Genomic DNA, 12,481 nt, shown 5'->3' on the forward strand with positions numbered 1-12,481 from the left:
GCTACTCCAGATTGAGGGTGCGCGGCAGTGTAACCGCCAGGCCTGCCCGCCACCAGAGCACGGCCACACCAATGCCGTGGATGTTGAGGAGCACAATCAGGATCCAGTCAAAGGCATACTTGATGCTGTCGTAATCAACCGCCGGAATGGACTGAAGGATCAGCGTCAGGATCGCGATGCCCAGAGTAACGCCACTCAGCGCCAGCAACCGGGCGCCGCCACGCTGCAGCAACGGATAGCGCGAACGCCACAGTACACTGCCCAGCAGGATCTGGACGATGCCCGTCACGCCCACGTAGCCCGCTGTGCCGATGCGCCGTGCCAGCGCGAAAGCATCTCCGGCATGGCCCAGGCTCAGCACATAGGGCAACAGGAAGGCCGCTGCCAGCGCACCGAGCCAGCCCACGGCCTTACCACGCGGGTACCCCAGCGCCTGCAGCCAGCGGTGATTGATGGCCCAGAACAGGACCTGGAGCGTAATCGCCGGAATCATGACGCCCTTGAAAATGAAATAGGCCAGGCCGTTGCGCCCGGTGGCGCTGATGGAAGTACAGGCATCCCAGTACGGAACACACCAGGGCACATAGCCATTCCACGCGGACAGCAGATAGGTGGTGTGGAACGTCAGTATCGGCAGCAATGCGGTGACGAATCCCAGCCAGGCGAGCCGGATTTCCCGGTTCTTCAGTTCATGCACCATCGGCCGCCTCCATGGTGCCATTGAGTCCGGTGGTTTCACGGCACAGTTTCAGCCACTGATCCACGCCGGCGCTGCGATACTTCTGGCGATGCAGGATGAAATAGAACGAGCGGGCCAGATCCCGGTGAGGCACGGGAAGCGGGATCAGGTCTCCACGGTCGAAGGCATCCCTCAGGGCCACCTCGGACAGGCAGCCCACGCCCATACCGGTACCCACGGCGCGCTTGATGGCCTCGGTGTGCTGCAGTTCCAGCAGCACGTTGAGATCCGGCAGCAGCCCGTGCATGGCCCGATCAAAGGTCTGGCGCGTTCCGGAGCCGCCCTCGCGCAGGATCCAGGTGGCTGCCAGAAGGTCTTCGTCGGTCAGCGCCTCACGCCCGGCCATCGGGTGGTCCGGGGCGCAGAACACCGTCAGCCGATCGCCACGCCAGGGGATTACCTCCAGCTCCGGAGAATGGATTTCTCCCTCAATAAGGCCCACATCCAGTTCAAAATCGGCCACCTTGCGCCCGATGGTGCGGGTGTTGGCGATCTCCAGCGAGACATTCGCGCCCTCGTTTTCGCTCATGAATCGTGCCATAATCGGCACCGCCATATAGTTGCCGATGGTCAGTGTGGCACCCACCTTGACGTGCCCCACCTCGGCATGACGCGCCAGCGCATGTTCCAGCTCGTGGGCTTCATCAAGCAGCGCGGCGACTCTCGGGCGCACCAGCCGGCCCAGCTCATTGAGCTGCAGGCGCTTGCCCATGCGGTCGAAAAGCTGAACGCTGAACTGGTTCTCGAGATCACGCAGCGCACCGCTGGCAGCGGACTGGGACATGGCCAGCTCATCGGCCGCGCGGGTTATGTTTTCATTACGGGCCGTGGCAAGGAACACCTCAAGCTGGCGCAGCGTGTACTTCATAATCGATTGTTCCGATAGAACATAGCCTGATAATCCATTCAACCAATACATACGTTAAACACTGGGTATCGTCCAGGCAACTGCCTGCGCCCACTCACCCGGTGAGCCATCAGCGAGGTAGCATTCATGGGCAAACACAATGTGGAGAAAGTACTGGACGTTCACCACTGGACGGACGAACTCTTCAGCTTCCGCACAACCCGTGATCCGGCATTCCGGTTCAAGAACGGCCAGTTCACCATGATCGGCCTGCAGCTGGAGGACGGCAAGCCGCTGATGCGGGCCTACAGCATGGCCAGCGCCAACCATGAGGACACCCTTGAGTTCTTCAGCATCAAGGTCCAGGACGGCCCCCTGACCTCACGCCTGCAGCACCTTGAGGTGGGCGATGAGGTGCTGGTCGGCCAGAAGCCCACGGGCACTCTCATCGGCGGCAACCTCCTGCCCGGGCGCAACCTCTACCTGATCGGCACCGGCACTGGCCTGGCACCCTTCCTGAGCATCATCAAGGACCCGGAGATCTACGAGCAGTTCCAGAACGTCATCCTGGTCCACGGGGTGCGTTACGTGGATGAGCTCGCCTACCACGAAGCCATCACCAGCGAACTGCCGCAGCATGAGTACCTGGGCGACATGATCCGGGACCAGCTGACCTACTACCCCACGGTCACGCGTGAAAATTTCGAGAACCAGGGCCGCGTTACGGACCTGATCGAAAGCGGCGAGCTGACGAAGAACCTGGGCATGCCCGACCTGAGCCTGGAAGAGGACCGCTTCATGATCTGCGGTAGCCCGGGCCTGCTCAAGGACATGGTGCGCATCCTCACCGAGCGCGGCTTCCAGGAGGCCAAGCAGGGCCACCAGGGCCATTTCGTGATTGAACGCGCCTTCGTGGAACAGTGATGCGATAATGATGGCAGCGCCGGCGGTTGTCGTTACACTGGTACTGACGGTGAGCGGCAGCCGGAGGCGCCCATGAACCCCGAAGAGTTCCTCAGAAAATACGGCATCGAGTCCTCGGACCAGGAGCGGGAGCATTCACTCCGCGAGAATTCCTGGGAACGGGCGGTGCGTCTCCATCAGCCGAACGCCGGTACGCCGCACGACTGGGAAGAGTGGGAACACGCCAGCGAACGCTATGGCGTGGAGGTGGAAACCGGCGAAGATGAAAGCGACCCCACCCGCCCCCATCACGAGGAAGCGGAGATGATCGATGACCGGCCCACTGTCATGGACTGGCTGATTACCCGCTGGCGTCGCCTGCGCAAGCGGGTACTGGGTCACTGAGTGCGGAAACGCCCCATGGTGGTACGCAGCTGATTCATCTGCGCCTGTATGGCGCGGGCCGCCTCAACCGTCTGACCCGCATCCGTGTCCGTCTGTTCGGCCACCTCTGAAACGGCCTCCATCCGCCGGCTGATGTCGTCCGACACCTGACTCTGCTGTTCCACGGCAGCCGCGATCTGATCGTTCATGCCCTGAATCTGGCTGATCGCTTCCATGACCCGGTGGATGGCCTCGGACGTTTGATTGACCGAGGCGACGCTCTCCCGGCTGGCACGGGCACTGGCCTCACTCTCGCTGACCAGGGTCTGGACCTGCTGCTGGAGCCGCTCAATGGTTTCCTGCACCTGGTTGGTGGAATCCTGGGTCCGCTGCGCCAGGTTGCGGACCTCATCCGCCACCACGGCGAAACCGCGGCCCGATTCACCGGCCCGAGCGGCTTCAATGGCCGCGTTCAGCGCCAGCAGGTTGGTCTGATCGGCTATCTCCCGGATCATTCCGAGCACCTTACTCACATCCTGGGCGTCCTGCTCCAGGCTCTCCATGGTGCGTGCCGTCTCCGCGAACCGGGTATCCAGATGATCGATGCGCTGGCGCGCCTCGCGTGCCACGCTGTCCCCCTCGTTCGCGGAATCCGCCGCTTCATGGGCATGGCTGGCCGCGCTCTGGGCATTACCGGAAACGTCCTGAATGGATGAAGCCATCTGATTGACCGCGGTCGCCGCCTCGCTGACATCTCGGCTCTGGCGGTCCGCCCCCTCGTGGGTCTTGGCCGTGACGTCCAGCACCTGCTGCAGGCTGTTTTCCGCCGTGGCCGTAGCCGCATCGATCTGGCGCAGCAGGTCGCCCACATGGGCAACCATCAGATTGTAGGCCTCCAGCATCTCACCCACTTCATTCTCGCGGATCTCGATGCTGAGAGTCTCCGAGAAATCCCCGTCAGCCACCTGGCGAAGTTTCTGTCGCAGCCGCTCCACCTGTTCCATGAAATGGAAATTGCCATAGATGCGACCGATCGCCAGCATGCCGACCATCATCACCAGCAGCGCCATGCCTGCCATGGCCGCCTGGCGACGAGCGCTCTGATCAGCCTTCCTGAGTGCCGCCACGCCCTCCACGAGCGCATTCCGCACCCTGTCCGAAGCCTGCAGGAGAGCTTGTGCTTCCGGAGCGGAGCCACCACCAGCCTGCTCGACCAGGCGTCGGTAATCCTGCCATGGGGCATCCAGCGCACTGAATGCCGCCCGGTCCCCGGTCAGTGACCCCAGGGTGCGTTCCAGCTCATCCAACTGATCCCCGGCGCCAGCACCATCGGAAACCCGTTCATTAACCGCAGCAAGCTGCTTCTGCGCCGTCACTGCAGTGGCAATGGCATCGGGCTCCGGAACAAGATTGCGCCAGAGACTCGCCGCCAGCCCCGCCAGCAGCACAAAAATCAGGATGAAGGAAACAAGAAACTGGGCGTTAAAGGTTCTCAGACCGACAAGGGCCATCATCCGGAAAACCAGGTTGGCGACCCACTCCCGCATAGACTGCTCCACGAATACCGTCTGAATGGAACCGGTTCCGGGATCCTCAATGGAGGACCGGAAAAATCAATAAAGAAGCCTCTACCGAATATTGTAGAACAATCAAATGTCCTTCAATTTCAGCTTCTTAGAGGCATTTTGTGAGACCGGTCATGGATCCCGACTCCAGCTTAAGGCCTGGATCACAATTTGATCATCAGCCCCTTCTTAACCCTCACGATAGCCGCTCATGATGAGTCTGGACAGACTGTTCTTTATACCGCAACCAGGGATCAGTGGCGATGACAATTCTCATGAAACAGCAATTCCTGGGCGACTGGCGTGAAGGGTTGAGCGCCGCGCAGTGTCGCCCGCTGATCCAGCACTACGGGCGGCAGTCCAGCGCCTACTTCAACCTCCAGTCCGACGTGCGCCGCTTCGGGGACCCACGACTCGGGTTTGTCGCCTATGCGCCCGTCAACACCCTGCTCGGGCGCGTCAACATCGTTTTTGCCAACCCCGTCTGCGCGCCTTCCATTCAGTCCCTGCTTCTTAGGCAGTGCCTGGAACAGGTGCCGGGCCAGTTTCTGTTCAGCGGCATCGACGACAGTGTGACCGGCGACCTCCAGGCACTGGGGTTCACCATCAATGCCATGGGTACGGAATTCCGGGTACGCATCCCGGCGTTCGACACAGTGGGGCGCGACAAGAAGCAGCTCCGCCACGCCGGCAATCTGGGCAGGCGCTGTCAGCTGCGCGTGCGGGAACAGCAGGCCCGCGAGGTGGACACCCGGCAGATGGAACGCATCTCCCGGCACTGGCGCCAGCACAAGCGGGTGCGCAGCCACGAGCTCCGGCTGCTCACGCGGCCGCCGGTATTCAGTGACGAATGGGGGGTACGCCGTTTCTACGCCTACGACAGGGACGACCGGCTGCTTGGTTACGTCTTCTTTGATCCCTTCTTTGAGAACGGTAGCGTCGTTGGATACACCGCCAACATCCTGCGCCAGGACATGGAGCAGAGCCCCAGCGGCCTTCTCGATTTCATCATCCTGGAGGCCATGGAATGCTTCCACCGGGAAGGTATCGAATACCTGTCCCTTGGGATATCCCCCCTGCACAACATCGAGGCCATCCCCGGTGACAATCCCCTGATACGGCATGTGGCCCAGTTTCTATACCGCCACGGCAACCGCCTCTATGCCTTCCGGTCGCTGGCCTACCACAAGACCCGGTATCGCGGTGAGGAGACCCGTTGGTACCTGGCCAGCCGCGAGACCAGCACCCCCAAGGTGGCCTGGAGCCTGCTGCGCGGCACCGGGATCCTGGGAAGCCCGGATTACGTCCAGCCCTCAGGGGATTCATCGGTTCCTGTCCCGGGCTGATCCACACCACCCATTGCCGGGCATCGCCACAGCCCCTATACTGTATATATAAACAGTTCTGAGGTGGCGATGTCCGTTCATCCCCGCACACAGCTTGAACAGGATCCCCGCCTGTGGCGGGCCAGCCAGCAGAAATCCGGCCACTCCCGGGGGGTTGCCAGCGGTTTTGAAGCCCTCGACCAGCTGCTGGCCACCAGCGGCTGGCCACAGGGAGCTCTGATCGAATGCCACAGCGCCCTCAACGGCATTGGCGAGCTGCAGCTGTTTGCCCATGCCATGCGCCAGTGTGTCCGCAACGAAACAGCCCTGTTCTGGGTGGACCCACCCCATGCGCCCTACCCGCCGGCTCTGGAAGGCATGGGGCTGCCCCCGGAGCACTGCTTCCTGGTGCGCACTGGCAGCCGTTCGGATCACCTCTGGGCCCTGGAGCAGCTCCTGGGCAACAATGCGGTGGGTATGGTGATGGGGTGGAGCCGGCGGCGTGATCCTGCCGCACTCCGACGACTGCAGCTGGCTCTGGAAGAACGCCGCACCCTGGGCGTCCTGATCACTCCGGAAACAGGCGCCAGCCAGGCCTCGCCCGCCCCCATGCGCCTGAGCCTTGAAGCGGTGCCCGGGGCAAACCAGCTGCGGGTGACACTGCTGCGCCAGCGCGGCGGTCAGGCAGGAAGCCGAACCCTGACACTGCCTCCCGTCATCCCCCGTCAGACGGTGTGACCCAGTGCTGTGGCTGTATCTCCATCTGCCCTCGCTGTTGCTGGATCACCACCAGAGCCACGATGCGCCGGTGGCACTGAGCACAGGCTCGCCCCCGGTGATCCAGCAGCCGGACGAACAGGCCCGGCAGACGGGTGTCCGGGCAGGCCAGTCCATGGCCACAGCCCGTGCTCTGTGCCCGCAACTCGCCCTGGTCCCCTTCAGCGACGCCCGCCAGGCGGAACTGCTGGAGCAGCTGGCAACGGCACTCTACCAGCTGGCCTCCCCACTGGCCCTGTGGCCTCCGGATGGCCTTCTGATCCGTGCCGACCGGCTGCGCCACCTCTACCCGCAACCCGAGGATCTGGCGACAGTACTTACGCAGTACCTGTCACAGCATGGACTGAACGGCCACATGGCCACCGGCACCAGTCCGCGCATGGCCCGGCTTCTGGCTCGCCACGGCAGCGCTGTATGCACGGATGATCCGGAAACCATGCACCATGCCCTGCGTCGCCTGCCGGTCACGGCCACGGACTGGCCTGCCAGGGTCCGCCAGCGACTGACCCGAATGGGCCTGCAGCACCTGGAGGATCTGCTCGCGTGCTGCCCCGCGGAGCTGACCACCCGCCTGGGACCGGAACTGTACGACGACCTGCAGCGGATACTCGGGCGATCCGGCGATCCCGTTCAGGAGTTCCACCCCCGGGCAGCGTTCCATCAGAGCCTGACGCTGACCCGGGAAACCCGGAGCACCGACCATCTGAAAGCCCCTCTGTCGCATCTTCTGGAAGCCCTCGAGACCTTTCTGCGCCAGCGCCAGTGCCGCTGTGACCGGCTCAGCCTCACCCTTCACCATCCCGACCGGGCACCCACCTCCCTGGCACTGGAAACCAGCCAGGGAGAGACCAGGGCAGAGGCCTTCCTGGAGCTGGCCCTGCTGCGACTGGCCGCGACCTGCCTGCCCGACGACGTAAACGCCCTGTCACTGGCAACAGAACGCACGGTTGCCCTTGATGCCACCGAAAGCCACGACCTGTTCGACAGCGGTGAAAGCCGGCAGCAAGCCCGTGAAACCCTGCTGTACCGGCTGCGGGCCCGGCTGGGGCGGGACAGCATCCAGTCCCCTGGCCGGACCCCGGACCCGCGTCCGGAGCGCTGTGCCCACTGGCAGCCCGCCCGGCAACGGGGCACCAGCACACCCCCGCGTTCAGGGCCGGCACGCCCCTTCTGGCTCCAGCAGCCACCACAGCCGCTGCAACGCCCCCCGATCCGCTGGCTCAACGGCCCCGAGCGCATCCAGGGCGGCTGGTGGGATGGCGACTATGTACGCCGCGACTACTACATCGCCCTGCTGGACAACGGCCAGCGCGCCTGGCTGTTCCGCAACCGACAGGATCAGTGGTTTATTCACGGATGGTTCGGATGACAGAGGATTACGCCGAACTCCACTGCCTCAGCAATTTCAGCTTCCTGCGCGGCGCCTCGCATCCGGAGGAGCTGGTCGAGGAGGCCGACCGTCTGGGGTATCAGGCCCTGGCGCTGACCGATGAATGCTCCCTGGCTGGCGTCGTTCGGGCCCATGCCAGGGCACGCTCGCTGGAACTGACCCTCCTGGTCGGCAGTACGTTCAGGCTTCAGGACCTGCCCGGCACCCTGGTTCTGATCGCCCCGGACCGCCAGGGCTACGCCGCGCTCAGTCAACTCATCACCCGGGGGCGCCGGCGCAGCGACAAGGGCCATTACCAGCTCTGGTCCGAGGATCTGGCGCTGTGCCAGAAGCAGTGCCTGGCTCTGTGGCGCCCCGGTTTCAGCCAGTCGGATGCGGAGCACGGCCAACAGCTCATGGCGATGTTCCCCGGCCTGCGGCTGATGGCCGAACGGCCTCTGGCCCAGAACGACCGTCAGCGCCTGCGCTGGCTGAAACAGCTCTCGGCCCGCCTCGGGTGTGCAGTGGTGGCCACAGGCCATGTCCTGATGCACCGGCGAGGGCGCAAGCCCCTACAGGACCTGGTCACCGCCATCCGCCTGGGCCGCCCCCTGACGGAGGCCGCCGACCATCTCCAGGGCAATGCCGAAGCCTACCTGCGCCCACGCGAGCGACTGGCGCGCCTGTTCCCCCCTGCCTGGATCCGTGAAACCCTGAATCTGGTTCAGGAGTGTCGTTTCGGTCTGGACGAACTGCGCTACGAATACCCCGGCGAGCTCGTTCCCGAGGGCCATACGCCCACCACCTGGCTGCGGGAACTGGTTGAACAGGGCCGTCACTGGCGCTTCCCGGACGGCGTTCCGGATACCATTGACAGTCAGCTCAGCCATGAGCTTGAGCTGATCGAGTCACTGGCCTATGAGCCTTTCTTCCTGACCATCCATGACATCGTCCGGTTCGCCCGCGAGCGCGGCATTCTCTGCCAGGGGCGGGGCTCGGCCGCCAACTCTGTGGTCTGCTACTGCCTGGGCATCACCGAGGTGGACCCCCGGCAGATCAACCTGCTGCTGGAGCGCTTCATCTCGAAGGAGCGCGGCGAGCCCCCGGACATTGACGTGGACTTCGAGCACGAGCGCCGCGAGGAGGTCATCCAGTACATCTACCGCAAGTACGGGCGCGAACGCGCCGCCCTGGCCGCTACCGTCATCTGCTACCGCCCGCGCAGCGCCCTGCGCGATGCCGGCAAGGCCCTGGGGCTGGACCCGGTGCACATCGAACAGCTGGTCCAGGGCATCGACTGGCGCGACGGCGAGGATGACTGGGAGCAGCAGCTGCGCCGCAAGGGCCTGCTGGACGACCAGGGCCCGGCCCGTCACCTGCTGCCGCTGGCACGCGAACTCATCGGCTTCCCGCGCCACCTCTCCCAGCATGTGGGGGGATTCGTTATCGCCTCGGAACGGGTCGCCGATCTGGTCCCGGTGGAGAACGCCGCCATGGCCGGGCGCACCGTCATCCAATGGGACAAGGACGACCTGGAAGCCCTGGGCCTGCTCAAGGTGGACGTATTGTCCCTGGGCATGCTCACGGTTATCCGCAAGGCCCTGGCGATGGTGGGCGAGCGTGGCGGCCCGGCCAGCCTGGCCGACGTCCCGCCGGAATGCCCGGCGGTCTACCGCATGCTCCAGAGAGGGCACAGCATGGGTGTATTCCAGGTGGAATCCCGGGCCCAGATGAGTATGCTGCCGCGCCTGAAACCGGATAAGTATTACGACCTGGTGGTCGAGGTGGCCATTGTGCGCCCCGGCCCCATACAGGGGAACATGGTGCACCCCTACCTGCAGCGCCGGAATGCGCCGGACGACGTGCCCTACGCGGACGACCGCATCCGCGAGGTGCTCAAGCCCACTCTGGGGGTGCCCATCTTTCAGGAACAGGTCATCCGGCTCGCCATGGTGGCGGCCGGCTTCAGCGCCGGTGAGGCTGACCAGCTGCGCCGGGCCATGGCCGCCTGGAAGCGCCACGGCGATCTCTCCCGGTTCCGGGAAAAGCTCATAGATGGCATGAACAGTAATGGTTACAGCACTGAATTCGCAGAAAATCTATACCTCCAGATGAAAGGCTTCGGCGGTTATGGCTTCCCGGAATCCCACGCCGCCAGCTTCGCCCTGCTGGTCTATGTCAGCGCCTGGCTCAAGTGCCATCACCCGGCAGCTTTTCTATGCGCCCTGCTCAACAGCCAGCCCATGGGGTTCTACTCGCCGTCACAGCTGGTCCAGAACGCCCGGCGGGAAGGCGTCGAGGTGCGGCCCGTGGACATCAACCAGAGCCATGAGGCACACCGCCTGGAGGACGACGGCGACACCCCCGCTGTGCGTCTGGGCCTGAGGCTGATCGACAGCCTCGGGCGGGACGCCGCCCTGCATGTGGTTGAATGCCGCCCCTGTGGCGGTTACACCAGCCTGCAGGACCTGCGGCGGCGTACGGGGCTCGCCAGCCCCGATCTGGAAGCCCTGGCCGCCAGCGGTGCCCTGCAGCCACTGAGCGACAACCGCCACCAGGCCCGCTGGGACCTGCTGGAGCCGGATCATCCCCTGCCACTGGCGGGGGATGGAGGGCAGCCGCCGCGGGATTCCCGCTCCCGCATGCCGGCCCCTGATGAGGCCCAGCGGACGCTCGAGGACTGCACCAGTCTCGGGCTCACACTGGAACGCCATCCACTGGCCCAGCTGCGGGACCGGGGCCGACTCCGTCACTGCCTGCGGGCCGTGGATCTGGAGAACGCCGAAAGCAGCCGGCCCGTGGCTGTATCAGGACTTGTCACCGGCCGACAGCGCCCCGGTTCCGCCGCCGGCGTTACCTTCGTGACCCTTGAGGACGAGACCGGCAATATCAATGTGATCGTCTGGCGGGACACCGCCCGCTGTCAGCGCCGCCCCCTGCTCAACGCCCGGCTGTTGCAGGTCCGTGGCACCCTGGAGCGTCAGGAAGGGGTTATCCACGTGATCGCCGGGCGCCTGGATGACCTCAGCCATCTCATTGACAGGCTCAACGTCAGAAGCCGAGACTTCCAGTAATTCCCGACTCCGCGAGGCGCCCATGGCCACCGACGCCAACGGCTACAATCCCGAACAGGACCTGACCATGATCCTGGCGCATTACCAGCCCACGTCCGTCGTACACAGCGCCGGTCTGGCCGAACAGTGCCTGCAGGAATGGCCGGAGCGACCGGCAGAGGCCGAGTGCCTGCGTCTTCCCGCCGAAGACCCCAACAGTGCCTTTCCGCTACCAAGGCTGTTCGATCTGGCCCTGATCACCGACACACTGGAGGAACTGCCACAGCAGCAGGGCCAGAAGCTGCTCGGCCAGCTCCGGAACATGGGCGCTACCCGGATCGCTGTCTATGTCCGCGACGGCAGCCCCTGGCGATTCCAGGATTTCATCGGCATGGGGTTCACCCGCCTCTACCACTACACCGATCCCGTGAATGCCACACTGTTCGCCTATGATCTGGATACCTACAATTACGTGCGCGAGTGGAACAATCCGGAGAACTGGGCCAATCCAGAGATGTGGGACAAGGCCCGCTGGTAGGAGGACAACGCTATGGCAGAGACCTGTATCCTGGCCCGGGTGGAGGGCCGCGTTCAGGGCGTAAGCTTCCGTGACAACACCCGCGCCCAGGCGCAGCGGCTGGGCGTCACCGGCTACGCCCGCAACCAGCCCGACGGCAGTGTGGAAGTACTTGCCTGCGGCGGTGAGAACGCCGTCAACCAGCTGGTGGACTGGCTTCACCATGGCCCACCCGCCGCCTCAGTAAGCCGTGTTGAAACCCAACCCAGTGACGCCCACCCCCCGGGCACTTTCTCCATCGGCTGATCCCCTTTGACAGGGCCACGAAGACTGTATACATTGACAGTACCTGTACGGAAAAACAGTGGCCCTGACTATGAACCTGACGCCAAGACAGCAACAGATTCTCGACCTGATCCGCGAGCACGTGCATTCCACGGGCTACCCGCCCACGCGGGCTGAAATCGCCAGCACCCTGGGTTTCAAATCCGCCAACGCGGCGGAGGAACACCTCCGGGCCCTGGCCCGCAAGGGCGCCATCGAAATGGTCAAGGGCGCCAGCCGCGGCATCCGGCTCCCGGAAGTCGAGGAAAGCCCCGGCATCCCCATCGTCGGTCAGGTTGCCGCCGGCAACCCCATCCTCGCCGAGGAGAACATCGAGGATCATTGCACTCTGGAGCCTGGATTCTTCACCCCGGCAGCAGACTATTTCCTGCGGGTGCGCGGGACCAGCATGGAGAATGTGGGCATCCTCGACGGCGACCTGCTGGCCGTTCACCGCACCACGGACGTCCACAACGGCCAGATCGTGGTGGCACGGCTGGAGGATGAGGTCACCGTCAAGCGCTTCCGCCGGGAGGGCAGTACCGTCTGGCTCATTGCCGAGAATGATGAGTTCGACCCCATCCAGGTGGATCTGACTGACACACCACTGGATATCGAAGGGCTGGGCGTGGGCGTCATCCGCCGCGGTGATCTGCACTGACCCACCCCACAGAAGCT

12 protein-coding genes are annotated in these 12,481 nt (G+C 64.2%); 9 read left to right on the forward strand and 3 right to left on the reverse strand.

Features of this window, described 5'->3' with window-relative positions; all coding sequences use genetic code 11:
* Position 1: 1 nt before the first annotated feature.
* Together GLW01_RS09310 and GLW01_RS09315 are read right to left on the reverse strand one after the other, a co-directional pair.
* A complete protein-coding gene (locus GLW01_RS09310) occupies positions 2-700 on the reverse strand; it encodes a hypothetical protein (RefSeq protein WP_160898867.1) in 699 nt (232 codons plus the stop codon).
* Entirely contained in the window at positions 690-1,607 is a 918-nt protein-coding gene (locus tag GLW01_RS09315; RefSeq protein ID WP_160898868.1) for a LysR family transcriptional regulator, read from the reverse strand. The genes GLW01_RS09310 and GLW01_RS09315 overlap by 11 nt, the downstream gene beginning before the upstream one ends.
* A gap of 126 nt (positions 1,608-1,733) precedes the next feature.
* On the opposite strand from GLW01_RS09315, the gene GLW01_RS09320 reads away from it, so the two are divergent.
* Positions 1,734-2,510, forward strand: a complete 777-nt coding sequence (locus GLW01_RS09320; RefSeq protein ID WP_151439341.1) for a ferredoxin--NADP reductase — start codon at positions 1,734-1,736, stop codon at positions 2,508-2,510.
* A 72-nt stretch (positions 2,511-2,582) separates the two neighbouring features.
* A complete protein-coding gene (locus GLW01_RS15515) occupies positions 2,583-2,894 on the forward strand; it encodes a hypothetical protein (RefSeq protein WP_151439340.1) in 312 nt (103 codons plus the stop codon).
* Here the strand turns inward: GLW01_RS15515 and GLW01_RS09325 are convergent.
* On the reverse strand, positions 2,888-4,420 hold the full coding sequence (locus tag GLW01_RS09325) for a methyl-accepting chemotaxis protein (protein WP_160898869.1): 1,533 nt from the start codon (positions 4,418-4,420) through the stop codon (positions 2,888-2,890). The two genes, GLW01_RS15515 and GLW01_RS09325, sit on opposite strands and share 7 nt — an antisense overlap.
* A 293-nt stretch (positions 4,421-4,713) precedes the next feature.
* On the opposite strand from GLW01_RS09325, the gene GLW01_RS09330 reads away from it, so the two are divergent.
* The 7 genes from GLW01_RS09330 to lexA all read left to right on the forward strand — a co-directional run bounded on the left by GLW01_RS09330 (position 4,714) and on the right by lexA (position 12,464).
* A complete protein-coding gene (locus GLW01_RS09330; RefSeq protein ID WP_160898870.1) occupies positions 4,714-5,784 on the forward strand; it encodes a DUF2156 domain-containing protein in 1,071 nt (356 codons plus the stop codon).
* Positions 5,785-5,853: 69 nt separating this feature from the next.
* Positions 5,854-6,501, forward strand: coding sequence for a translesion DNA synthesis-associated protein ImuA (imuA, locus tag GLW01_RS09335; protein WP_151439337.1), 648 nt, complete (start codon positions 5,854-5,856; stop codon positions 6,499-6,501).
* A gap of 4 nt (positions 6,502-6,505) precedes the next feature.
* Entirely contained in the window at positions 6,506-7,909 is a 1,404-nt protein-coding gene (locus tag GLW01_RS09340; protein ID WP_160898871.1) for a Y-family DNA polymerase, read from the forward strand.
* The gene (locus tag GLW01_RS09345; RefSeq protein WP_160898872.1) at positions 7,906-10,983 is read left to right on the forward strand and encodes an error-prone DNA polymerase; all 3,078 of its coding nucleotides are present in this window, start codon (positions 7,906-7,908) and stop codon (positions 10,981-10,983) included. Before GLW01_RS09340 ends, GLW01_RS09345 begins: the two co-directional genes overlap by 4 nt.
* A 22-nt stretch (positions 10,984-11,005) precedes the next feature.
* The gene (locus tag GLW01_RS09350) at positions 11,006-11,500 is read left to right on the forward strand and encodes a DUF6231 family protein (protein WP_151439334.1); all 495 of its coding nucleotides are present in this window, start codon (positions 11,006-11,008) and stop codon (positions 11,498-11,500) included.
* Positions 11,501-11,512: 12 nt separating this feature from the next.
* Complete coding sequence (gene yccX, locus GLW01_RS09355; protein WP_160898873.1) at positions 11,513-11,785, forward strand: acylphosphatase; 273 nt, start codon at positions 11,513-11,515, stop codon at positions 11,783-11,785.
* A 64-nt stretch (positions 11,786-11,849) separates the two neighbouring features.
* A complete protein-coding gene (gene lexA, locus GLW01_RS09360) occupies positions 11,850-12,464 on the forward strand; it encodes a transcriptional repressor LexA (protein ID WP_425356592.1) in 615 nt (204 codons plus the stop codon).
* The last annotated feature ends 17 nt before the right edge of the window (positions 12,465-12,481 follow it).

The organism is Vreelandella halophila (assembly GCF_009856365.1).
GTDB classification, from domain to species: domain Bacteria; phylum Pseudomonadota; class Gammaproteobacteria; order Pseudomonadales; family Oleiphilaceae; genus Halospina; species Halospina utahensis_B.